This is a genomic window from Deltaproteobacteria bacterium, assembly GCA_016210045.1.
Taxonomy (GTDB): domain Bacteria; phylum UBA10199; class UBA10199.
In genome coordinates, this window is record JACQUX010000029.1 from 122,882 (window position 1) to 146,373 (window position 23,492).

The 23,492-nt window shown below is 61.9% G+C and carries 18 protein-coding genes; 10 read left to right on the forward strand and 8 right to left on the reverse strand.

Annotation, left to right across the window (positions count from 1 at the left end; genetic code table 11):
• The first annotated feature begins 1 nt into the window (after window position 1).
• Window positions 2-1,261, forward strand: coding sequence for a D-alanyl-D-alanine carboxypeptidase (locus tag HY696_09710; GenBank protein MBI4238674.1), 1,260 nt, complete (start codon window positions 2-4; stop codon window positions 1,259-1,261).
• Window positions 1,262-1,313: 52 nt separating this feature from the next.
• Window positions 1,314-2,480, forward strand: coding sequence for an ATP-binding protein (locus HY696_09715; protein ID MBI4238675.1), 1,167 nt, complete (start codon window positions 1,314-1,316; stop codon window positions 2,478-2,480).
• Window positions 2,481-2,504: 24 nt separating this feature from the next.
• On the opposite strand, the gene HY696_09720 is transcribed toward HY696_09715, so the two are convergent.
• The 3 genes from HY696_09720 to HY696_09730 are packed head-to-tail and all read right to left on the reverse strand — an operon-like array spanning window position 2,505 to window position 3,237.
• Entirely contained in the window at window positions 2,505-2,654 is a 150-nt protein-coding gene (locus HY696_09720; protein ID MBI4238676.1) for a hypothetical protein, read from the reverse strand.
• Window positions 2,651-2,938, reverse strand: a complete 288-nt coding sequence (locus HY696_09725; protein ID MBI4238677.1) for a hypothetical protein — start codon at window positions 2,936-2,938, stop codon at window positions 2,651-2,653. Before HY696_09725 ends, HY696_09720 begins: the two co-directional genes overlap by 4 nt.
• Window positions 2,935-3,237: a type II toxin-antitoxin system prevent-host-death family antitoxin gene (locus HY696_09730; GenBank protein ID MBI4238678.1), complete on the reverse strand. Its 303-nt coding sequence runs from the start codon at window positions 3,235-3,237 to the stop codon at window positions 2,935-2,937. The genes HY696_09725 and HY696_09730 overlap by 4 nt, the downstream gene beginning before the upstream one ends.
• Before the next feature lie 373 nt (window positions 3,238-3,610).
• Here HY696_09730 and HY696_09735 point away from each other — a divergent pair, with 373 nt between their 5' ends.
• Window positions 3,611-4,360 carry a hypothetical protein gene (locus tag HY696_09735; GenBank protein MBI4238679.1) on the forward strand — a complete coding sequence of 250 codons (750 nt, stop codon included), beginning with the start codon at window positions 3,611-3,613 and terminating at the stop codon, window positions 4,358-4,360.
• A gap of 90 nt (window positions 4,361-4,450) precedes the next feature.
• On the opposite strand, the gene HY696_09740 is transcribed toward HY696_09735, so the two are convergent.
• The 3 genes from HY696_09740 to glmU form a co-directional block, all read right to left on the reverse strand.
• Window positions 4,451-7,789 (reverse strand): UvrD-helicase domain-containing protein, encoded by a 3,339-nt coding sequence (locus HY696_09740; protein MBI4238680.1) that lies wholly within the window; start codon window positions 7,787-7,789, stop codon window positions 4,451-4,453.
• An 89-nt stretch (window positions 7,790-7,878) separates the two neighbouring features.
• A complete protein-coding gene (gene glmS, locus HY696_09745; GenBank protein ID MBI4238681.1) occupies window positions 7,879-9,699 on the reverse strand; it encodes a glutamine--fructose-6-phosphate transaminase (isomerizing) in 1,821 nt (606 codons plus the stop codon).
• Window positions 9,700-9,710: 11 nt separating this feature from the next.
• On the reverse strand, window positions 9,711-11,063 hold the full coding sequence (gene glmU, locus HY696_09750) for a bifunctional UDP-N-acetylglucosamine diphosphorylase/glucosamine-1-phosphate N-acetyltransferase GlmU (protein MBI4238682.1): 1,353 nt from the start codon (window positions 11,061-11,063) through the stop codon (window positions 9,711-9,713).
• A 153-nt stretch (window positions 11,064-11,216) separates the two neighbouring features.
• On the opposite strand from glmU, the gene HY696_09755 reads away from it, so the two are divergent.
• The 5 genes from HY696_09755 to HY696_09775 all read left to right on the forward strand — a co-directional run bounded on the left by HY696_09755 (window position 11,217) and on the right by HY696_09775 (window position 15,766).
• Window positions 11,217-12,329, forward strand: a complete 1,113-nt coding sequence (locus HY696_09755; protein ID MBI4238683.1) for a hypothetical protein — start codon at window positions 11,217-11,219, stop codon at window positions 12,327-12,329.
• Between the two features lie 70 nt (window positions 12,330-12,399).
• On the forward strand, window positions 12,400-13,491 hold the full coding sequence (locus HY696_09760) for a hypothetical protein (GenBank protein MBI4238684.1): 1,092 nt from the start codon (window positions 12,400-12,402) through the stop codon (window positions 13,489-13,491).
• A 43-nt stretch (window positions 13,492-13,534) separates the two neighbouring features.
• Entirely contained in the window at window positions 13,535-13,942 is a 408-nt protein-coding gene (locus HY696_09765; protein MBI4238685.1) for a nucleotidyltransferase substrate binding protein, read from the forward strand.
• Entirely contained in the window at window positions 13,939-14,250 is a 312-nt protein-coding gene (locus HY696_09770) for a nucleotidyltransferase domain-containing protein (GenBank protein ID MBI4238686.1), read from the forward strand. Before HY696_09765 ends, HY696_09770 begins: the two co-directional genes overlap by 4 nt.
• Window positions 14,251-14,848: 598 nt before the next feature.
• Window positions 14,849-15,766 carry a hypothetical protein gene (locus HY696_09775; GenBank protein ID MBI4238687.1) on the forward strand — a complete coding sequence of 306 codons (918 nt, stop codon included), beginning with the start codon at window positions 14,849-14,851 and terminating at the stop codon, window positions 15,764-15,766.
• Window positions 15,767-15,789: 23 nt separating this feature from the next.
• Here the strand turns inward: HY696_09775 and HY696_09780 are convergent, their stop codons facing one another.
• Window positions 15,790-17,628: a hypothetical protein gene (locus HY696_09780; GenBank protein MBI4238688.1), complete on the reverse strand. Its 1,839-nt coding sequence runs from the start codon at window positions 17,626-17,628 to the stop codon at window positions 15,790-15,792.
• A gap of 326 nt (window positions 17,629-17,954) precedes the next feature.
• Here HY696_09780 and HY696_09785 point away from each other — a divergent pair, with 326 nt between their 5' ends.
• Both HY696_09785 and HY696_09790 read left to right on the forward strand, forming a co-directional pair.
• Window positions 17,955-19,835, forward strand: a complete 1,881-nt coding sequence (locus HY696_09785) for a hypothetical protein (protein MBI4238689.1) — start codon at window positions 17,955-17,957, stop codon at window positions 19,833-19,835.
• Window positions 19,836-19,845: 10 nt separating this feature from the next.
• Window positions 19,846-20,082 (forward strand): Smr/MutS family protein, encoded by a 237-nt coding sequence (locus HY696_09790; GenBank protein MBI4238690.1) that lies wholly within the window; start codon window positions 19,846-19,848, stop codon window positions 20,080-20,082.
• A 188-nt stretch (window positions 20,083-20,270) separates the two neighbouring features.
• Here the strand turns inward: HY696_09790 and HY696_09795 are convergent, their stop codons facing one another.
• Window positions 20,271-23,243, reverse strand: a complete 2,973-nt coding sequence (locus HY696_09795) for a hypothetical protein (protein ID MBI4238691.1) — start codon at window positions 23,241-23,243, stop codon at window positions 20,271-20,273.
• Window positions 23,244-23,492: the final 249 nt, after the last annotated feature.

Consider the following 23,492-nt stretch of genomic DNA (forward strand, 5'->3'; position numbering starts at 1 on the left):
CATGGGTCCCTTTGACAAGGTGTTACGAATTTCGCGGCAGCTCTGGATCGTCGTCGTCATGGGCATCGTTCTCCACACCACCTCAGCGGCATCCGAAGCCGAGCCGGCATGGGTCGCGCAACTCACTGCAACACTCGGCAACGGCGCGCTGCTCGTGGAAGACCAGTCGGGCCGCACCGTACTCGACTTGCACGCCGATGAAACATTCGTCCCCGCCTCAATCCTCAAGCTCGCCACCTCCGCGTGCGCACTGTTGACGCTGCCAAATAATTACCGCTTCCAGACCAGCTTCCACTACGGCACCAATGGCGTGTTATACGTGAAGGGCTTCGGCGATCCGGCGCTCACGTCGGAAGAGTTGGCCCAAGCGGCGCGTGGGTTGCGCGGGCGCGGCGTCCACGACGTCCGCGGTATTGTGCTGGACGACTCGTTCTTCGCGCCGCATCTGGCCATCGACGGCCAATCCGCATCGGCCAATCCCTACGACGCGCAAAACAGCGCATTGTTGGCGAACTTTAATACCATTTTTATTCGCAAGGCGAAGAACGGCCAAGTCGTGTCGGCCGAACCGCAAACGCCGATCACTGCAATGACGCTTGACCTGGCGAAGGGACTACGCGCGGGAACGCATCGGATCAACGTCTCGCGCGATTCCGGCAAGGCGCTGCTGTACGTCGGACATCTGTTGAAGGCATTTTTCGAACACGAGGGCGTCGCGGTGGCTGGTGAAATCACCGCCGGCCGCGTGCCGAACGGACTGGCGGCCACGTACGTGCATACCTCGTCGCAGTCCCTCCCGCATTTAATCCGTGCATTGCTCGAAAATTCTAACAACTTAATGACCAATCAACTCTTCCTCACGATGGGCGCGCAAAAATTCGGCCCACCCGCGACGGTCGAGAAGGGGCAAGCGGTGATGCACGAGTGTTTGAAGACGCAGTTCGGGTGGCGAAACTTCGTCGTGATGGAAGGCTCCGGACTCTCGAAGCAAAACCAAGTCACCGCCCATCAAATGATGCGCTTAGTCCGTTTCTTCGAACGCTATCGCGACCTCGTCCCAATGAAAGAACCCCCGTTTCAGGCCAAGACCGGCACGTTGAATGGCGTCTCCACACTGGCCGGATTTTTCGACACCCCAAGCCGCCACCACTATCGCTTCGTCTTAATGCTGAACGCCCCCGGTGTCGGCTATTGGTCGAAGTTCAAAGTCGCCAAACTCCTCTACGACGGCCTCTCCGGGACGATGCTGAGTAAGAAGTAACACAACAAAATATCAGGTTGTATGACCACAATTTATCGGATATATTGAGTTCATGTTCTCCAGATATATAACCATCAAACATGACTATAGTTTTTTCTTCTTTGGCCCCAGAGGGTCGGGAAAATCGACCTACCTGCGCCAAACTTTTGGGAGTCGGCCGCAGACACTCTGGATCGACTTACTCGACCCCGATGAAGAGGCCTTATTCCAAGTCGACCCGAATGAGCTAACGCGGCGTTGTCAGCCGCTGCCCGCCGGGACTTGGGTCGTGATCGATGAAGTGCAGAAGGTGCCGCGGCTGCTCAATCTCGTCCACAAACTGATTGAAGAACGCTCGCTCTACTTTGCGCTGTCCGGATCATCGGCGCGGAAGCTGCGACGCGGCGGCGCGAATCTGTTGGCGGGTCGGGCGTTCGTCAATCACCTCTACCCCTTTACGGCGCAAGAATTGGCGGGGCATTTTGATCTGCATCGCGCCATGGCCTGGGGGACTTTGCCAAAGGTCTGGTCCTTTGATGAAGACGCACTCAAAAAAAACTTCCTGCAGGCATATGCGCATACCTACTTGAAGGAAGAAATCCAAGCGGAGCAGATCGTGCGCAACTTGCCCACCTTTCGCAAATTCATCGAAGTCGCCGCACAAATGAACGGGCAACCGATCAATTGTTCGAAAGTCGCGCGCGAAGTTCGCACCGATCACACCGTCGTCCGCACGTATTTTGAAATATTGGAAGATACGCTGCTGGGCTTCCACGTGTCGGCATACGCCCACTCGCTGCGCAGGCAACAGCGACAGGCGCAAAAGTTTTACTTCATCGATTGCGGCATGCTCCGGGCGCTGCAGAAGACGCTCGACCTGCCGGTGCGACCCAAGACGTACGAGTATGGGCGGCTCTTCGAGCAATTCGTGATCAGTGAATGCTTCAAACACTGTCAATACCGGGCCCGCGATGAAACGTTACAGTATCTCCGCACGAAAGACGGTGTAGAGGTCGATCTCATCATTAGCCGCCCGGGGAAAGCCACGCTCTTCATTGAAATCAAATCGACCGATCAGATAATGGAACAGGATTGCTCCTCATTGGCCCGGATCACGAGTGGGCTCGACGACAGCACGGCGCTCGTGGTTTCTCAAGACCCGCATCGCAAAACGATCGGTCACGTCCAGGTCTTCCCATGGCAGGAATTTTTCACGGCCTTCTTGGGGGATCGGCTATAAAGGATCATTCGAGGAGTGCCGGTTCTACTCACTCTCGAACAACGGCACGGAAAACCCTTCCTGCAGAGCGGCGCGGGCGAGGCGGGTGTCGAGAGTGACAAAACTGTGCCTGGTGGTCTGATCGGCGCAGGCCACCAGCGCCGCTGCGAGTTGCAACGCATCGGCGGATTTCAACGGAGGACGCGCAGCAGTCGGATGGCGCGGCGCTTCACCGCCTCCACGTCGGTCACGAAATGGAGCCCCGCCGCAATCCCCTCCCACACTGCGAACGCCCGTTCGGCCTGCGTATGGCGGAGCCGCCGCTCGCGTTGGAGACGCGCGAGCGCGGACGCGACTTCGACCGGCGTCAACGTCCACGCGACGATCGCGTCGCTCCGCTCGTAGAGCGTGAGCACCGCGCCGCTCGATCCCTCCCGCACCACTAACGGCAAGCAGGCCGCGGCGTCCCAGAAGTTCACAACCCCTCCTCACGCTCTGCAAGCAAGGCCCGCACCGCCCCGCCTTTCACGCCTTTCAGGATTCGCTGTTCGATCCACTGCCGCGTCGGCCGCCGCCGCGCCGCCGGCGTAATCACCCCGCGCCGCTCCAGCTCGGCCAAGAATGCCGCATCATCCCCCGGCACGCCGTGGTGGCGCGCGGGACTTAAGCGCGCGACGGGGCGATCCCGGTCCATCACGAGGACTTCCTCGCCCCGCCGCACCCGCCGCAAGACGGCGCTCAGTTGATTCTTGAGGGAGGAAATATTGATCGTTGACATAGCCAGAATATAGCGCCGCTATCAGGCCATGTAAAGGCCATGTTAATGACAGATAACGCCGTCACGTGTCTGCTTGACGATGTTCCATCTCAATACGGGGGGTCGAGATCGCGTGTTGGGGGGCCCAGGGTACGCGGTCACGGCGCCATCGAGGCGCCGCGCCGCTCACCCTCGCCGATTTCGTCGTTATATGCCGCACGGGGAAATCGGCTGCGAGAGCCCCTGGGCCCCCCAACACGCGATCTCGACCGTTGCACCATCAGGCGCCGGGGCAGACTGTGCCGATGGACAGCCCCTGCATTGTGATGGTACTCGCTTCAATATGCCCATAGCATGTCGAAATACGGCGGTTAGAACGAGAAACCGTGCTGGCATGCATCCAACATGCTATCTCTGCGGCACGCCGATCATGGGACATTCCTCGTACGACCATGTCCCTCCAAAACAATTTTTCCCTGATGTACTGAAAAAGGCCCCGAATCTCGTCACTTTGCCAACTCATGAACACTGCAACAAGGAGTTTCAGCGTGATGAGGATTATTTTCGCCTGTCGCTCGGCCCGCTTGCAATGAAGACAACAATGGGGAGCCTATTATGGAAAGACATTGCAAGGAGTATGAAACGTAAAGCGGGACTGGGCCTGGTTCGTCAAGTATATGCTGAATTTCAGCACAGGACGCCTGGAGGGATCTATTATCCACCACGATGCATCGCTAAACATTACGATGCTCAACGTATCACGCGAGTGGCGTGGAAAATCATCCGAGGGCTGCATTGCCATACCATCAATAATGAGTTCGTCCCCGAAAATGCGGCGCATTACATTTCCTTGCTCGATCCGGCACAGCCACAGGCCGATTTCATTAATCAATTGCTGCGCTTGATCACGTCACAGGAGGAACATGGACACCACCCGAGAGTACTTGCATATAAATTCAAAGAAGCATGTGATGAGGCCGTCAGACTTTATGCATTCGGCATAAGACTATGGGAGCATTTTATTTTTCTCGCAATGTATGATCTGGGCTCGCGTGTCGCTGCGCTCGTCGACGTGGATTGCCCAGCTGAAAGTGGAGGTCCGGCAGGGGCGGAGGGCGGTCCCTCGGGCGAGTCTGAGCGGTAAGGACACCATCGCGTAGCGATGGCATGGTCCGCGTCGCGAACCGAAATCACTATCAGAACACGATGAACCATCGCCCCCTCCCCGGCCCTCTCACCCCACGATTTGCAGATTGGCGTATTGGACCATCAGGGTTTTCAGGCCGGCGCGGTCGAATTGGACCATGACTTTTTGTGCAGCACCCTGCCCTTCGATCTTGCGGATCACGCCGGAGCCGAAGAGCGGGTGCATCACGTGGGTCCCGATCCGCAGCGTTGCGGCTTGCTCTTCCGGGCTTCGCTGATCGTAACAGGGGCTCACGTCGCCCCCTCCACCGGCAAAGCCGGATGGAGCCTCCCCCTCAACGCCGCTGTGCGGCTGGTGACGGATGCGTGACTGGTGACTCGCGGTCCGTGCCCCAGCCACCAGCCACGAGTCACCAGTCACGCGTTTCGAGTCACTAGTCACGGCCCCTTCCGGCAGCTCTTCCAGGAAGCGTGACGGCACGTTGTACTGTTCGCGGCCGTACAGACGGCGCCGCTCCGCGTGGCAGAGATACAGCTGTTCGCGCGCGCGCGTCATGCCGACGTAGCAAAGACGCCGCTCCTCCTCGAGTTCGTCGGGATCGTCGAAGGAGCGCGCGTGCGGGAATAAGCCCTCTTCCATCCCGACGACGAACACAATCGGGAATTCGAGCCCTTTCGCCAAGTGGAGTGTCATGCAGTGCACGGCGCCGCCTTCGTTTTCCAATCCATCCACGTCGCTCACCAGCGAAACTTGGTCGAGGAACTGTTGCAACGGTGTCGCCTCCACGGTCGGATCATAGGCCGATTCGGCCAACGCGCGTCCGAGTTCTTCGAGATGCGCGACGCGTTCCGCCGTCGCGTCGTCGTCGCCTTCGTGCAACCATTCGATATAGCCGCTGCGTTGAATCAGTTGTTCCCACAATTCCGCAAGCGAGCACGTCGGCACTTCGGCGCGCAGTTCGTCGATCAGACGTCGGAATGTCATGACGCGCTCGCGCGTGCCGGCATTCAGGATGCGCAGCACTTCGCCGTCGCCCATGACGTCGTAGAGACTCCGCGCGGTGCGCGCCGCTTCGTCGGTCAAGCGGTCGAGCGTCGTCTTGCCGATCCCACGCGGCGGCGTATTGATGACACGCGCGATCCCGATCCCGTCGTGCGGATTCACCAGCAGCCGCAAATACGCCAGCAAGTCCTTCACTTCTTTCCGCTCGTAGAATCCGACGCCGCCGTAGATCTTGTACGGAATCCCGGTGTACCGCATCGCCTCTTCGTAAGGTCGCGATTGCGCGTTGGTCCGATAGAAGATCGCGACGTCGTGGTAACGTGCGCCGTTGCTGCGCGCCTTCGCGATTTGCCGCGTCACCCAGCCGGCTTCGTCCAAATCGGTGGCGTGCGCGCGCACTACGATCGGCGCGCCGACGGCGTTGTCGGTCCAGAGATCTTTCGGTCGTCGCTGCGAGTTGTGCCCAATGACGGCGTTCGCGGCCTGCAGGATGGTCTTCGTGGAACGATAATTCTGTTCCAGTCGGATCACCGCCGCTTGCGGATAGTCCTGTTCGAACGACAGGATGTTGCGAATATCGGCCCCGCGCCATCGGTACACAGAATTATGCACGACCATCCCTGCAGCCACATAATTACGCATATGGGGGATTGAGAGGTCATAGACCTTCCCCGTGTAGCTCACCGACTCCACCGATTCGACCGTATCCTCCACAACCTGATGCCCCTGCAGCACCGGCACGACCATACCAGGCTGTAAATGTGAGGCCGGAAGGAAATAAAATGCCTTTCCAGACGTCAATCGGGCACGAGAAACCACCGCTAAGTCACCAAGTGCGGCGATGTCACTCGCCAACGCATGTCCCGCTTCATAATCCTTGCGTGAAGTCTCAATACGCCAGGTCCCCTTTTTCCCCGTTCGCACTGGAAACCGGGTCGCTGCTAATTTCTTCAACTTCGGATCTGACGTAACCAACTGAATGCGATGATCGTGCCAACGACCGCTGTCGTAAGTCCGTCCATCACCGAACATCGTAAACCACACATACTGACGATGAATCGCACCACGGATCACAGCATAGGGCCGATGGTGGGGATAGCGCGGATCAAGGTCGAGATCGGACATCAACCGCTGTGCGGCGCTCTCCGTATCGACGGCGGCAAATAATTGATCGATATGTTGCTGACGGACCGCCAACCGACGACCACGGACAAAGAACACCATAGTCGGGATTCCATAACGAACGGAATATAACTGCTCATACATACGAATTTCACCGAGATCGGGAGACGCGCGCAGGATCCACATCGCATCTGCCACTTCTTGATTGGTCCGCACTTGAATCCCATTCAACAGCACGCCGTCTTTTGAAGTGCGAATGCCAGACGTCGTACCAATGCGATACCCGATCCCCCGTTTCCACATCAGATACACGTAATGCATGCCCGGCCGCGGCTCGAGCCGCCCAAAACAGAGATGATTCGGTGTCGCCTGGATCACCGCTCCAGAGTGGAGACGAATCCGACACAACGTACCGGTATAGGGACGCGACATGACCTTTTGAATCTTCGCGGTCGTCACCCTCCCTCCTCCGTGTCCCACCAACACTGCGTCGCCGGCACGCAATCGCTCTATCGGCTGCCATCCCTGCGGCGTGCGAATCGGCGTACCAGCCGGAAGACATTGATCAGGGTCTCCGACCACGCAGACGTTGTCGTGGGCGGCGCTGAGCAGACGGACGAGTTCGTATTGGGAGTGATTGGTATCTTGGTATTCGTCGATCAGCAAATAGCGGAAGCGCGATTGGTAACGCGCGAGCAGCTCCGGATGGGCGCGGAACATCCGCACCGGAAGCGCGATCAGGTCGGCGAAATCGACCGCGCGGGCGCGGCGCAAGGCCGCTTCGTAGAGTGTATAGACTTGAGCCAGCCGTTCGCCGTACGTCTCTTTCGCATGCGCGGCGACGTCGGCGGGGCTTAAGACCTGATCTTTGGCGCGCGCAATCTGGTTCAGAAACGAGCGTGCGGGAAATTTTTTGTCGTCGAGATTTAATGATTCGAGGATCTGGCGCAGCAGTTTCATTTGATCGTCGTCGTCGTAGACGACGAAATCGCGCGGCAGCTCGATGGCCGGCGCCTGTTCGCGCAGCAGTCGCAACCCTGCGGAGTGGAACGTCGTGATCCACATCCCCGCGATCGCGCCGACCAATCGTTCCACGCGCTCGCGCATCTCGCGGGCCGCCTTGTTGGTGAACGTAACGGCCAAGATCTCTTGCGGACGCGCCCGTCCGGTCGCGATGAGATACGCGAGCCGATGGGTCAGCACGCGCGTCTTGCCGCTGCCGGCGCCGGCAAGGATCAACAACGGCCCGTCGGCCTGCTCCACGGCCTGCCGTTGGGGGGGATTGAGATCGTTGAGTTGCATAATCGCTGGGTGACTGGTGGCTGGTGACTAGTGACTGGGGAACGGACTACGAGTCACCAGCCACTAACCACCAGTCACCAATCACCCTTTCATTCCACGGTCACACTCTTCGCCAAATTGCGCGGTTGGTCGACGTTCAGGCCGCGACCGTCGGCGACGTAGTACGCCAACAACTGCAACGGCAAGACGGTCAATGCCGGTTGCACGCGCGGCACCGCGGCCGGGATTGTGATCACTTGTGTGGCTAAGCGGCAGATCGCGGCGTCGCCTTCGGTTGCGATCGCGGTCAACGCCCCGCCGCGCGCTCGGATCTGTTCCAAATTGCTGATCACTTTGTCGTAATACGGGCCTTGCGGCACGATGCCGACGACTTGCATCGCGTCATCCACGAGCGCAATCGGGCCGTGCTTCATTTCTCCGGCGGGATAGCCTTCCGCGTGGGCATACGAAATCTCTTTCAGCTTGAGCGCTCCTTCTAATGCAATCGGATAATTCAATCCGCGCCCGAGGAACAGCCATTCGTCGGATTGCACCAACGCCTGCGCCACCGCCTGGCACTGCGGCGCGCGCTGCAACACGGTCTGCATTTGATGCGGCAGTGCCACCAACGTCGCGATTTCCGTTGCGATCGAAGCTGCCGGAAGCGCTTCTCGACGTTCGGCCAGCGCCAACGCCAACAAATGCAACACCACTAATTGCGTCGTGAATGCCTTCGTCGAAGCGACGCCGATCTCCGGACCGGCATAGGTGTACAACGCTGCATCGGCCAAGCGCGCGATCGAGGAATCGACGACGTTCGTCACGGCCCAAACGACCGCGCCTTTCTGTTTCGCCTCCAGCAATGCCGCCCGCGTGTCGGCCGTTTCACCGGATTGCGACACGGCGATGAATAGATCGCCGGGACCGATCAGCGGATCGCGATAACGGAATTCACTGGCCAAATCCGTCTCCACCGGAATGCGAGCAAGTTGTTCGATCAGGAACTTGCCAACCAGACATGCGTGGAACGCGGTCCCGCAGGCCACTAAGAAGACGCGCCGCCACGGCGCACCGCCGGTCAATAGCCCGTCGAGGTGCACGGCGCCCATCCCTGGCGTCACACGCCCTCGTAGCGTATCCGCGACCGCGCGCGGCTGTTCGTAAATCTCTTTCAACATGAAATCTTTGTAGCCCTCTTTTTCCGCCATTGCTGCCGACCACTGTACTTCGCGGATCGGGCGCTGCACTTCGCGCGCGTCTGCGTCGCGGATCGTGATCCCGTCGCGACGCACTTCCGCGATATCGCCGTCTTCCAATGCCGCAATACGGCGCGTGTGTTGAATGATGGCCGGGATATCGGCGGCGGCAAAATGCTCATCGTCGCCGAAACCCAGAATCAGTGGAACCTCTTTTTTCGCGCAATAGAAGCGATCCGTCACGCCGTCAATCACGAGGCAGAGCGCGTAGACCCCACGCAGTTGTTGCAGCGCCGCTTGCACGGCGGCCAACGGCGCGGCTCCGGCGGTGAGCGCTGCGTGCACTAAATGCGCGACAATCTCGGTGTCGGTCTCGCTGGTGAACGCGTGCCCCTGCGCGATCAAGCGCTCCCGCAGTTCCAAATAATTTTCGATGATCCCGTTATGCACGACAGCCACGCGGCCGAATTTATGCGGATGCGCGTTTTCGTCCGACGGCCGCCCGTGCGTGGCCCAGCGTGTGTGCCCGATGCCTAACGCGCCCGGCGGCGGTTCGCGTTGTACCAGTGCGGCCAAGCGATCGAGCTTCCCTTCACAGCGGACGATCCGCGTGGTGCCGCCGTTCATCACCGCGACGCCGGCCGAGTCGTAGCCGCGATATTCCAGCCGTCGTAATCCCTCGATCAAGATCGGACACGCCTCTCGCGACCCGATGTAGCCAACGATACCGCACATAAGCGAACTCCCTATTTCCGCTTCCAACCGCGCTTCACCACTTGGCGGCCGCGTGCGAGCGCCAGACTATGCGGCGGCACGTCGTCGGTAATCACCGAGCCGGCGCCGATCGTCGCCCCGTTCCCAATTCGGACCGGCGCGACGAACGCGGTATCGCTCCCGACGAACACGCCCTCGCCGATCGTCGTTTGATGTTTCGCCACGCCGTCGTAATTGCACGTGATCGTTCCACACCCGATGTTGGTCTTCGCCCCGATCGTCGCGTCGCCGAGATAGGTCAAGTGGTTCGCCTTCGCGCCGCATTTCAACCACGCCTTTTTCGTCTCGACGAAATTGCCGACGTGGACGTGCGCATCGAGCCGCGTCCCCGGGCGCAGCCGGGCAAACGGCCCGATGCGACAATCCGGGCCGACCACGGCGTCGTCAATCACGGAATACGGTAGTATTGCGACGCCGTCAGCCAGTTGCGCGTTCGTCAGCACCGCACCGTGGCCGATCACGCAGTTGCGGCCGATTCGCGTCGTCCCCGCCAACGTGACCGACGGCCCGATCACACTTTCTTCGCCGATCGTCACCGTGGCATCGACGTAGGCCGTCGCCGGATCGAGGAAACTGACGCCGCGCCGCATCCAGTCGTCGTTCAGTCGTCGCCGTAGGGACGCCGCGAGTGCGGCCAATTCGGCGCGCGAATTCACACCGGCGAACTCCGTGGCGTCCGACGCCGACACCGCGACGAGCGGCGTCCCCGCCGCTGCGGCCAGCGCCGCCAAGTCGGTCAGATAAAATTCACGTTGCGCATTGCCCCGCCCGATCCGCTTTAGTTGAGTAAATAGCCACCGCGCATCACAGCAATAAATGCCGGTGTTCACTTCGCGAATGGCCCGTGTGCCGGCATCCGCGTCGCGCTCTTCGACAATCGCATGCACCGATCCGCCCGTGGTCCGCACGACCCGCCCATAGCCGAACGGATCCGCCGGCGTCATCGTCAGCAATCCGCCGGGCGCCGCGCTGGCCGCCACGGCATCAACGAACGTCTGCAGCGTCTCCGCGCGCAGCAGCGGCACATCGCCGCAGAGGATCAGCACATGCCCCGCAAACCCGCGTAATGCCGTCGCGGCCGCTTGCACCGCATGCGCGGTCCCGAGCGGGTCGCGTTGCACAGCGATCTTCACGCCTCGCAACGCCTCGGGCAACGCCGCTGCCACGACGGATCGCGAATCGGGATTGAGCACCACGACCAACTGCGCCGGCCGCAACGCGCGCGCCGCCGCGAGGCCATACTGCAGCAGCGGCTGACCGGCGAGCGGGTGCAGGATCTTCGGCGTGGCGGACCGAAACCGCGTGCTCCGGCCGGCCGCTAACATGACCACTGCTAACGAGGATTTTGCCACGCGCGGTCTCTTACTGGGGCCTCCGGGGCAAGTCAAGAAAACGGACGCGGTCGCCCCGCAACTTGCGCAGCGTGCGGCGCCGATACTGACAGGACGGGGGATTCACAATGACGTTCGGGGGAATTAATGACACATCGCGCTGACTTGATTCGGTATCTCTCGGTACTCGGAAGTGCTCTGTTGATTACGGCCTGCGGCAGCGACCAAGGCCCGAACGCCGCCAACCCGTCCAACGCCTGCGTCCCGGCCGGAACGCTGATTAATGGCGAATGCAACGAAACGCCGACCGGCGCGAGCGGCGATGGCGCCGGCACTGGAACTGCCGGAGACAACAGCGGCGCGGCCGGAGAAACGCCGACGGAGACCACCGAGCCAACCGCACTGCTGGCCACGAAGGGCATGTCGATGGCCGTGGTCTGGACCGAGACGACGGAAAACGGCAAACGGGTCGAATCCTTATCCGTGGCATCAGTCCGTGTCGCCGGTCCGGCGGGAGTGCGCACCGAACGCATGTACATGCTCGATGAACCGGTTGCTCAAATCACTGCGGCGACCCGATTCGCAAAGGCCGGGGACACGCAGTACGACGCGCAAGGTCGGATCATCGCATTGATCGGATACGGCGATTGCGCCGCCACTTGGAAATCCGGCGTGACGTTTCGGATGTCTTACAATGCCCAAGGCCGACTGGCGCGCAGCTCGATGGAGCAATATCAATCGTACGGCGCCACAGCGGGCGACTATCAAGGCAAATCCGAGTCCACCTACACGTACAACAGCGCGGGAAAAGTCGCCTCCGCCACGACCATGATGTTCGACGAAAACGGGACCAAGCTCGGATCGGGCGTCGTGACGTATCAATACACGGCCACGGGCCGCATCATGACCACAACGAACTATCTCGCCGACGGCACACCGCTCGGCAGCCCAACAACGACCTCACTCGAAGGCTTGGGCACCGACTATCAAGCAACCATCACGGAGGCGCCACGCACCACGACCCTCTTCGAAAACGGGCAACAGACCGGCAAATGCCGCTATCCCACCGTGACCGACGCAATCATCGTCGGCACTTGCACCTATCAAGGGTTCCAATCCGATCACATCGAACGCGGCTGGTTCGTCGGCCTCTCCGACGACGAATCGGACGCCCGACAATCCCAATACGGCAACATCTGCTCCCGCCCCGTCACCGATTTCCTCGGCGACCTCCCCGCCGACTTCCGCACGGCGGAATGATCCATCCCGCATAAAAACACACGCAACTTTTCCGAAATGCGGCCGACAACTCTGATAAGGAAATGCGCCCATGACCTTATCGAGACGAGCCGTATTCCGCAGCGGCGGTGCCACCCAGACCGTCTTTGAGCCGAGGTTGCGCGCGCTGGTGCATCGCCAACGCCCCGAGCGTGTCAAGCCGATGACCGCAGAGCTCGCAACTGCCTATCGCTGTCGACATACGCAGATCGGCGAGCGGGCACTTTTTGCGATGATCGCCGGCCATGGCGAAGGCTGCATCATCACCAGCAATGCCGCCGGCTACACCTCGCGCGGATCGGACGCGAAATCGCCAAGTGAAGAAAGCCTTGCGCATGCCCGTCTCATCCCGGACGACGGCAAGCCGATCGACCTCTACATCCTGGCCGACGGCGCCGGGGGTGCGGCGTCCGGCGAAGTCGCCGCCGAAACGGCCACGCTCTTCCCCGCCGCCTATCCCATGCGGTACTATCGCGGCGGACCGATCGAAGAACTCCCGCCGCTCGTGATGCGCGGCATCGCCGATGGACACGCCGCGATCCTGGAGGCCCGACGTCAACTGTCTCCATCAAAGCAGCGCGCGGCGCTCTATACCACGCTGGCCATCCTCGCGATTCAAGATCGCCGCGGCTATTACTGGAGCATCGGAGATTCTCACGCGCTCGGCGTCCTATTGGACGATCGCCCGGACGGCGCACACGCCCTGAGTCGCGCCTTGTTTCTCTCGGCACCGCAAACCCTCGCGGCGGATCCAGACGGCACGGAATGGGACTGGCTCAATAGCTGCGGCCATGGCCAGCAACTCGGACAAACGTTGCGCCACGCACTCGGGCAGACGAATTTTGATCCGGATTCGATTCAGGCCCAATCGTTTACGATCCCGGATGACCGCGACGCGATCGTCGGTCTCGCCTGCGACGGCGTCATGCTCGACAATAACGGCCTTGGCAATCTGCAGCCCGAACGATTCGGTCGCAATTCAAGCGCACTCCTGGCCGACAACATCAATCCGTTGCTCGCCACGATGCGGAAGAATGGCACGGTCTCGCCACGCACCAGCGACGGCCGGCGCGTACCGCGCCGCGAAGTCAAAGTCGACCACACCTCGCTGCTCCTCCACCAAGTCCCGCGCGTCCGCGACTGACTCCTCCATTGACATCGGCGCCGGATTCTCCGAAAGAACGAGTATGAATCAGGATCTCGACATCCGTTGGAAACAGCGGTTTCAGAATTATCAGAAGGCGGTCAAGCAATTGAAGTTTGCCGTCGCGGTCACCAATCCGGACGTCCTGCAAAAGCAGGGCGTCATCCAGTGTTTTGAATATACCTTCGAGTTGGCGTGGAAAACGTTGCAGGATTTTTTGAGCCAGCGCCGTGGCTATGACAAGACGCGCGGGCCACGACCGGTTTTAGAACAGGCCTTTCAAGATGCCATCATCACCGACGGCATCACGTGGTTCAAGATGTTAGAAAGCCGCAACCTCACGGCGCATCTGTATGATGAGGCCGAGGTCGAAAAGATTTATCAGCAAATCGTTCACAACTACGCGGCGCTGTTCATTGCCCTCGAACAATTCTTTGGGGCACAGCCATGATCGGCGGCATCGCAGACGAGCATTGGCAACGCATCGTGGCCGTCTTTCGAAAACATCCCAATATCACCGACGTCATCCTGTACGGCTCGCGCGCGAAGGGAAACTTTCGTGAGGGCTCGGATATCGATCTCGCCGTCAAGGGCACCAATATTCAATCGGAACAGCTCACGCAGATCGATATGGATTACGAAGATCTCTACCTCCCGTGGCAATTCGATGTCCGCCTCTACGACACGATTCGGAACGAGGCACTGAAGGCCCATATCGACCACGTCGGCATCTCGCTGCTGGCACTGCCGTGCGGCTGACTTCAGAAAATTCTCCCCAAGAATGAACTCTGTTGGGCCTTATGGTCCGTGCTTGTTCCGAGGGCCGGGCGGAGGAGCCAGGGGTCCCCAGGGTACGCTATCGCGGCGGCATCGAGCCGCCGCGCGCTCGCCCTCGCCGTTTTCGTCATTAGATTACGCAAGGAGAAAACGGCTCCGAGAGCCCCTGGGGACCCCTGGCTCCTCCGCCCGGCGAGAGCACAGACAGTCACCCGCAGTCGTTCATCAGATTTTCACACACGCGCTATGAACATCCAGATTGGAACGCGGTCCCGGGAGGGGCGCGAGGGGAGCCTGCGGGCGAGTCTGAGCGGGTAAGGACGCCATCGCGGAGCGATGGCATGGTCCGCGGCAGTCATGGCGGAAACGCAACGCGTTTCCGTCCTTTGACAGAGCGCTATGGGGTTGAAGCCCGACCGAGCGAGGTCTCAGTGAGCCGAGCGCCGTAACGCGAGGCGAACGGCCCGCAGGTTCCCCTCGCGCCCCTCCCGGGAAATGGACACCGAAACCATTTTGCAAACACGCCCAAGCAACTTTTTTTGCGGCCAGCCGATATAGAAGGCACAGAACGGAGACCACGATGCGAGCACACACATGGCCGGCAAATTGGACCGCACGGGCAAACGCGGTCCGCGCGAGCGGGCGAGGCTGGGCGATCATCATCGATGGAAAGGCCCTCCGGCCCGGCGTGACGTGCGTCTACTTCGATCCCCGCCGACAGGATGTTTCGGCACACGATGCCAATACACCGACCTATTCCGAAGACGGCCGCACCGCGTTCCTCCACGATAATCACGCCGCCCGCTGCTATGCGGCTGTTTTTTTAGACAACGCGCGTTGGCGCGTCGCAGCCGCACCAAACACCTCCACACCGCTCCAAGTCGAGGTCGCCGAAGAAGGGCAATGGCAAGATCTCCCGCCGCCGCTCGGAGCACTGGCCGCGTCGTGGGACACCTCGACCGGCGTCTTCCTGGCCGCGCCGAATACCCGCCATGAAGTCGCCTTCACATTGCAGTGCGACGGACACCCCCACTACGGCGGTATGATCGACGCGTTAGCGCCCGCGTTGATCGCTCGCTATCTTGACAACGTGCCGCCGCCCGACGCCATTCCATTGCGGGACACCGTGGCAACCGCAGGATCCAATTGCGACGCTGCAGCCGCCGGGGAGTGGGAGCAACGTTTATCTTCCGCCTCCCCGCTCCGCCGCCACAATATGGCCGTCCTCGCCGAGCTGGCGACGGTCGACACGCTCTACTTCGATCCGCAGCATGGGCGATTGCTTCGAGACTACCTCTCCGCCCATGGCGGGAGCTATTATTCATACGACTACATTCCGTCGGACATCCTCTATCCCAAGGTCGGAATCTGGGCATTCCGGGCATACGATGTCCGTGAAGACACCTCTCCGCTCTACAGCGGCCCCGAAGTCACGCCGGCCGCGCGCGCCGAACTCGCCGCGCTGGCCGCACTCCCCGTCCTCCACGCTCGGCGCTGATATGGGGCACTCGATTACGGCACTTACTTGTCCTTCTCGTACGGACCGCGCAGGGCTTGTTCGATCAAGTCCTTCGCGTCGTGCGCGAAGTCGCCACGATTCCGCGCGCCGCTCGGATGCGGCCGTTCGCGCACGCGCACACCGGAGGCCTTGGCGCCCAGCGCATCTTTCGCGCCCGCGAGCGTCAACTCTTTTTCCAAATCAACCAACAACGGATCGAGCCGCGCCGCGCGTTCTGGAAACTTGAGATGAGTGAATCCGGTATGGGCCAAGCGTAACGCACGATACGCCTCGCGCAGCGTGTCGATATCGGGCGACATCCGCAAATGATTGCCCATCTGTTCGGCGAGCAACGCCCGATCGAACATCCCTTGGCGGAGCGGGGAGAGCGGATAGCGCAACTGGGCATCGTGCGGATGCAGGATCAAATACGCGGTCGTCCACGGCGTGAGCAACGCGGCGTAGGCCTCCTGGTCCGGCTGTTGGGAGGCGCGGTATGCCCGCATCCCAAGCTGCTGCGTGGCCTCCACATATCGCGTCTGCAATGGCGTCTGTAAGTCTTCGAGCCGCCGGATCCCGTCACGATAGCCGCTCTGCACATAATAGCGCAGCGTGTCTTCGATCAGTCGCAACAAAGCGGCCATTCGGATCAACAGCGCGGCATCATCGGCGTCGGCACAGGCAAGCCGCAGCGAGGACTCCAGCGTCTCATGGACCACGCGCAGCAACTCGGCGTGCGCCTCAATCGCCGGATTCATATACGGCCGTAACGCGCGCGGGATCAGCGCATAACAGAGCAGTTCGCAGAGATACGCGGTGTTGAAGGCGTGGCGGTATTTGTTACCGACCACACGCCGCTGTTCGACTGCATCAGGATACAGCGCAAAAAAATGGGTTTCCCAACGCGCCAATGCCTCGTCGCGATCGGCCACCGTGCATCGGCGGAGCAGAAAAAAGTGGACTGCTGCCACTGCGGCCTCGCCCACGGGTCCGGCAACGACTGGGCGAATCAGCGCAGCCGCTTGGACTAAGTCGTCTTGCGTCGACGCATCGGGCGCCGTGTCCCGCTGTGCCGTCGCGTGCGCGTCGGCCAATGCCGCGAGCTGTTCGGCCAACACGGCCATATTGTCTTTTACGCGGGCAATCGCTGCGGCGTCGCGCAGCGTGCGGAAGGCTGTTAACGAATATTGATACGCCGCTTGCGCCGCCGCAATCCGCTTCGCTTTGTCTCCACCGATGTCGTCCGTCGCCAGCCGCATCGCCGCCGCAGCCAACATCGCGGCCCGCGCTCGCATCCGACGACGGGAGAGCGCCCCACCCGGATGGCGACCGGCTTCGCGTTGTAGCCGCTCCCACTGTTGCTGCGCGGCCAGCGCCCCTTTCCGCTGCCCCGTTTGCACGTGGGCGAGTGCCAGTAACGCATACGCCACGGCGATTTGCTCCGGTGCGGAACGGCGTTTCGTCTCGATCGCCGCCAGTTGATAAAAATGTGCAACCGCCGTTTGATACGCGCCGCTCGCGAGTGCCGCCACTCCGCACGCCAACGCACTGCGCGCGGCCTGCTCCGACGCGAGCTGCGTCTCCGGCAATGCCAGATCGCCGCTGCGCCGCCGCACGCTGAGATGAAGTTGGCCCAAGACCAACAGTGCCCCGATTTGATGCGCGCCGCTTTCCGGGTCGGCCAAGAATTCTTGCGCGACGTCGGAGAGATCCGCCGGCAACAGCGCACGAAACGCCTCCCAATCGACGAAAGTGTCACCCTCGCCGTCGCCTAGCGCAACATAGGCCGAGAACGACGCCAGCATCACTGCCAGTGGAGAGGTCGACAGACGATGACACGCAGCGAGCCACGTCGTATGCACATCCGCAGCAAAACGACGCGCCCGATCCCATAATTTTTTTGCCGATGGAACGGATACAAGGAGCGGCGCAGACCGCCTCGGCAACGCCGCAGGCGCTGGCACTACGGAACAACGAGCGAAGGTCGGTTTCCCCCGTACCCAACTGCGCCGACCCCCTCTCGCGGACGACAGAGGGAGCAGTGGCATACGCACCTAACCGATGCCCCAGTACCGCACACGTTTTATCCGAGATGACAAGCGGGAAATCAGTTGGCAGCAAATGGGCACAAATCCGGCTCTGGACGCCACTTGCCAAGACGCCACGAGTTCCAGTACACCCCTCACCAATGACCAAATGCACGGACAGCGTGAGTCAGCGGGTGGGTCGACAACTCGGCGTGCGCGATACGGATCGCGATGAGCTGTTACTCGACGACATCCTGGTCCACACGCCGACGGCGGAACTAACCGTCAGCGATGCGGCGTATTATCTCGCACAACTCGCGCGCTGCCCGGAGGTCCGGGCGCAGGCGGAGCCGACGGATCCGCGCGTGACGACCTGGTCGCGCGCCGGCACGCCGTGGTTCACGCTGACGAAACACGATCGGTCACTCGTCGTGACGGATCGCCACGACGGCGGCACCAACACCGTCTCGCTCCACGCCAAACGGTTCGGCCTCTTGTCCTCGCTCAATCCGTGGCTGGTGCGTCGGGACTTTGCACGTGGGCTGCCGCATCCCGAAGCACTGCGGACTCCGGAATATTGGATCGCACGCTACTCCGCGAGCGCGCACACCCCGCTGCTCACGCCCGCCGCGATCGCCACCTATAACGATCGCGAAAGTGCGCGCGTCGTCGATGTCGATGCCACGCTGACCAAAAACGGGCCAACGCTGCCCGTCCGCACGATCCTCGCGGAGGTCCTCAAGTATTACGGGCTGGAGCTGCGCGACGGCGCGTTCGTCCGCGCGCCGTGTGCCCTCGGCGTCGGCAGCGCGACCTTTACCGGCACGCTCACGAACAAAGCTGCGGAATTGACGCTGCACGATTGGCGACAGATTGTCGCCGCGATGCGACTCCCGATTGACGTGACGCCGATTGGCCCGCCCGCGTGCGCGACCGCCGGCGGCGCGCTCACGGTGCAACCCAATCCCTCGCTCGATCGCCGCATCCCGCTACAATACGGCGTCCTCGTGCGGCAAACCGAACTGCGACTCTACCCCGACGCCCGCGCGTGCTTCACCTCGCGCGACGCGAGCGCCGACGACCTCTGCACCGCCCATCGTCCGCATCTGGGCGAACCGGTCACGATCCTGTGGAGCGGCGCGGGGTGGTCATTCGTCAAGACCCAACAGTCGGGCGGATGGGTGCCCCACGCCGATCTCGCCCTCGCCACTCGAACGGACATCGACCGACTCCTGACAGCCACGACCACCGTGCGCGATTTCACCGTCGTCGTCGACGACATCCGACTCGGCATGGGCACGCGATTGCCGCTGCGCGCCGACTACGGCGATACGATCGAAGTCGACCGCCCCACGCGCGCCAGCGATGGTCGCGTCGCCTGGCAACCGCTCACAGTGTCCCGTCCGCAAGCCGACGTCGCGCCGGCCTTTACCTACGCCTCGTTTATCACCGCACTCCTCGACACGACGCCGCAGGGCGTCTGGCTCTACGCGAATAAGGCCCACGAGGGCACCGAAGGCGTGGATTGTTCCGGGCTCGTGCGGATGGCGCTCGAAGTCCATGGCCTGATCATCGGCCGCACCACCGGCGTCCATTTTCTCCACGCCGGACAGAGTGTCTGGCAGCGTCCGCCGGCGCTGGCTCCGGTGACGACCCTCGCCGCGGACCAACTCGCCGCGACGTGGCGCGACAATCAACACCGCGCCACACAGTCGCGCCGCGCGATCCTCGACGTCTTGCGGCAATGGGATCGCGACATGCGCCACGGCGTCCCCCGCGGACCGCTGCTACTCGTCTGGCCGGGCCACGTCAGCGTGTTCCTCGGTTTCGACACGACCCAACGCCCGATGGTTTTTTCATCACTCTCACGCAGTAAAGTCCTGCAGCACGGCACCCACGCCGGCCCGACCGCCGCCACCGAAGATCTGTGGTTGCTCGGTCCGACCGTCACCCCACTTGATCTCGCCGTCGGCGTCCCCGGCACACTCGGCCGCACCACCGACTGGTACGCCCGCATCGCAACCATCCGCGAGATTCGCTAGGCCTCTCACGATGATGCAGACCCTCGACCTCCATGGACTCCGTTTCGAAGAGGCGCATGAAGCCGTCACCCGCTTCGTCGATCGACTCTATTATCAGGAAGCGGAATGCGGTCGGATCATTCACGGGTTCGGTGTCATTGCCGGGGCATTGCCGCAATGGCTCGCCGCATATCCATTCGTGACCCGCTGGGCACGCGACCTCCACAACGCCGGCAGCACGATGGTGTGGGTCGATGCGGCGCGATAGTGGTCCCGAGCAGGATCTCGTCGGCTGGTTCAGCAGGGCGCTGCGCGACAGCCAAGCGGCATCGATTGTAATACATACGACCGTGCCCAACCTACAATTTACTCAATATCTTGAGTACTCAGTACAGAGTCGCCTTAATCCGTAGCCCTGTTACGTTACAGAGGTCTCATGTGCGGTTGGGTGCCACGTCACTTCCGCCGCCAGATTTGGAAGTGGATATTGACCTCTTGGCCGGTCGGGAGGACGGCGTTGGTGCGATCGTCGTTGCGGTTGGGGAGATCGGCGGCGCAGACGCGTTCCCACTGGTCGGGCGGGAAAGGGAGATTACGAAAACCGTCGTTGCCGATCCCGCTGAGCCCGAACAACCGCATGGCGTCTCCTTCATGATGATCGGTCTCGATCACGACGTAACCGCCCGGGGCGACGTCGCGGCCGACATATTCCGCCAAACCGATTCCAGCTGGTAAGACAAGGTCCTGCCAATCCGGGTGGCTCCAATACACGACGCGGCACGGCGTTGCGGCATGGATCGCCTCCCAGTCGCTCACGTACCTGACGCGCGCGCGCACGTCTGCGGGCACATGATAATGAAACGCGTGTTGGTGATTCTGCAGTCCCAATCCCTCTGGCTCCTTGATCACAACCGCCGTCCCGAGCTGGGACAGCACGATCGCGGTGTCGGCCATTGTGCCGGGCGCATTCTCCACCGCGCTGACTTGCGTAGGGCCTGCAGCGCCGCTCAGCAGTCGATGCAGCAGTTCGAGTCGCCGATATCGAAGCCGTCCGGCGAGCAACAGACGGTGAGGATCGGCGCGCGACCGACCGCCATCCATTGGCCAATCGCGCGCATAGTGTTCGGGGACCCCAGTCGGGATCTCGCGCAATAGTTGCGGCACCGCCAAGTCCATCGCGGCAGCGGGGACGATGAAACCGGCATCGAGCAATTGCTCCATCCGCGTCGCCGGACCTAATCCCCACGGATCGTGCGGCCGCGGCGTTGGACGCGCTGCCGACGCGGCGATGTCAGTCGGCGCGAGACGTTGGAGCGCGCCGGCCGGGAGATCGAATCGGAACTCACTCCCCTCCTCGGCCCGGCTGCGCACCCAAAGTGGCCCCCAGCCCAACTCGCGCAAGGTCGTAATCACCGAACTGAGCCCGAGGCCATAACTCGCCGCCAGCGGCCGTCGGCCCTCGCGGAAATGCGGCTCGCCGAGGCGGTCGAGGTTTTCCGGCAAGATCCCGATCCCGTGATCGCGCACGGCGAATGAGAAGCCACCGTCCGGCAGTCGCTCGGCCAACAGCTCCACCGGCGCCGCGCCGTAGCGAGCGGCGTTGGTCAGCAGATTGGCGAGCAGATCGGTCAGCCGACGAGGGGGGCGAAACGCGGGCCGCATGTCTTCGATGAGCGCGCGCACGTCCTCGTTGAGTGGACACTCGATCCTCGCGGCGTCCAATTCCGTGCGGGAGAGGGTGAAGGCCTCAGTCAAAAGATGCCAGAGGCTGCCTGGCGACGCCACGAGCGCGGCACAACGGGCGAGTTGCGCAGCGGACGCCGCCTGGCCCTGCAAGGCCCGCCGGATCTCGACATCATAGCGAATCCATTGCATCGCTCGCCGCGCCAGGTCGTGACAGACCTCGCCCAGCGGATCCACGGTCCCTGTCCCGACACCTGCGACGGGGAGCACCGCAAAACGACTGACCAGTTCCCATGTGTTGAGAAAGTCCCCGACCAGCCCACGCGCTTGTAACAGCGCACGTTGATGTGCGGCCAATGTCGCTTGCATCTGGGCATCTAGCGACCGACCTGCGTTCAGCGTAGCCGCCGCCGCATGGAGCGTCTCAGATATGGCACGTCGCAATGGCTCCGTGCGTTCTTGATAGGCGTAGCCCCAGTCGAGTAGTGCGGCCCGCAGCGCGCCAAGCTGTGGCAGTATCACGCGGACCGGCGCCGCATCGCGCCCTGGCACGACAAATCCGCGGTCGAGACAACCAGGGAGTTGCAGATTCAAATACGCATCCAGCGCGTCCGTCGCCGCCTCGACCGAGGCGGCGCCAAGCTCAATCACCGTCCCGAGCCGATCGGGCGCGTCCGGGAGTGGCCCGTGGGTGAACGTAAGACCGTTCTGCGTCAGACGGAGTCCCGCATGCAGCGTGACAGCGCCGTCGGCAGAAGGGGCAATTAATGAATGATACAGCGGCAATAGCGGCGCGAGCGGCGCCGCGGCGTCCCCTTCGATCCGTGTGATCCTCCCCCCCGCAAGATCCAGACGGAGCAGATGCCGTGCAGGTCCCGTCTCCCAGTGTGCGCGCCAGCCCAACGCCGCCAAGAACGTTCGCAGCGGGGCTGCGGTCGGCTCCGGCGGCCAGACAAAGAGGCGACGGCCGACGGCATCAGAAGACACCCCAGACTCCGGCAAAGCGGCCGGAAACCGGAGCACGAGTGCGCCGGTCGCGGCGTCCTGCACCATCTCAGTGGCGCTCGCCACGAACGACTGCATCACCACATTCGCCAGCTCGCGGCGCGTGGGATCGATTTGGAAATAGACCTTGGCATTCCAAGCCTGGACGAAGCCCTCGGCCTCCCGGATTCGACCCGCCGCGAGCAGTTCCGCGCGCAGGCCGTGCACCGGCTCGGCAGACCGCATCGCCCGATCCAAACATACGTACACGTTATTCGCCAACGCGGTACTAGAGGAGTCGAGAATATGAATGCTCGCACGTGGCTGCGTGTCCGGCGTTTCCTCGATCAATTGTCCTACTCGTCGCAGTCGTCGAAACCACCCAGCCACGGTGGCTGCGGCCGCTTGGACCTGCGCGACATCGAGCGGCCCTTCCGGCAGCAACGCCACGGCCCGGGCATGGAATTCCAGACAGACGGGGAAGAGTTGCATGGCTAGCTGGAGATGTTCGTCAGAACGACGACCGGCTATGCGCTCGATCGTCGCATCCCACCACGCCTCCTCGCCGAAGATGAGATCAGAAAGCTCCGGCAACGGCCATGCCGGTTCAGGGAGCGGTTGCGGACCTCGCACCAACAGCGCGCCCAGCAGCAGCGGGCATTCCATGACGGCGGCCGCTGTCGCCGCCGGCGCGGTCAGCAAAAATCGCTGCGCCATCTGCGCGACGCAGGCGGGATCGAGGAACAGCCGCGTCGCCACCATGCGCACGGCCTGCCAGGGCCGACCCCACGTCCGGCACTCTGAACTGGTACCGCAGGGCCGCGCCGCGGCCGTACGAGTCTCTGGCACTCGGCCACTGCCGCCCCCTCTCACACTTGCGCGACCCGTCCAAATCCGCATCAGTTACTCTATCGGCCGTCCCACCAAGAAGTTGCGTGTGCCTCCGAACGCTTCCAATAAATTTTGCTCATAGGCAAAAAAAATTGCAATTTTTTTTGCGTTATGGCACAA

Excerpts from the sequence above, each read along its gene's own strand:
- HY696_09710 (MBI4238674.1), top strand. The coding sequence starts at position 2 with ATGGGTCCCTTTGACAAGGTGTTACGAATTTCGCGGCAGCTCTGGATC.
- HY696_09715 (MBI4238675.1), top strand. The coding sequence starts at position 1,314 with ATGTTCTCCAGATATATAACCATCAAACATGACTATAGTTTTTTCTTC.
- HY696_09730 (MBI4238678.1), bottom strand. The coding sequence starts at position 3,237 with ATGTCAACGATCAATATTTCCTCCCTCAAGAATCAACTGAGCGCCGTC.
- HY696_09735 (MBI4238679.1), top strand. The coding sequence starts at position 3,611 with ATGCATCCAACATGCTATCTCTGCGGCACGCCGATCATGGGACATTCC.
- HY696_09740 (MBI4238680.1), bottom strand. The coding sequence starts at position 7,789 with ATGCAACTCAACGATCTCAATCCCCCCCAACGGCAGGCCGTGGAGCAG.
- glmS (MBI4238681.1), bottom strand. The coding sequence starts at position 9,699 with ATGTGCGGTATCGTTGGCTACATCGGGTCGCGAGAGGCGTGTCCGATC.
- glmU (MBI4238682.1), bottom strand. The coding sequence starts at position 11,063 with ATGTTAGCGGCCGGCCGGAGCACGCGGTTTCGGTCCGCCACGCCGAAG.
- HY696_09755 (MBI4238683.1), top strand. The coding sequence starts at position 11,217 with ATGACACATCGCGCTGACTTGATTCGGTATCTCTCGGTACTCGGAAGT.
- HY696_09760 (MBI4238684.1), top strand. The coding sequence starts at position 12,400 with ATGACCTTATCGAGACGAGCCGTATTCCGCAGCGGCGGTGCCACCCAG.
- HY696_09765 (MBI4238685.1), top strand. The coding sequence starts at position 13,535 with ATGAATCAGGATCTCGACATCCGTTGGAAACAGCGGTTTCAGAATTAT.
- HY696_09770 (MBI4238686.1), top strand. The coding sequence starts at position 13,939 with ATGATCGGCGGCATCGCAGACGAGCATTGGCAACGCATCGTGGCCGTC.
- HY696_09775 (MBI4238687.1), top strand. The coding sequence starts at position 14,849 with ATGCGAGCACACACATGGCCGGCAAATTGGACCGCACGGGCAAACGCG.
- HY696_09785 (MBI4238689.1), top strand. The coding sequence starts at position 17,955 with ATGACCAAATGCACGGACAGCGTGAGTCAGCGGGTGGGTCGACAACTC.
- HY696_09790 (MBI4238690.1), top strand. The coding sequence starts at position 19,846 with ATGATGCAGACCCTCGACCTCCATGGACTCCGTTTCGAAGAGGCGCAT.
- HY696_09795 (MBI4238691.1), bottom strand. The coding sequence starts at position 23,243 with ATGGTGGCGACGCGGCTGTTCCTCGATCCCGCCTGCGTCGCGCAGATG.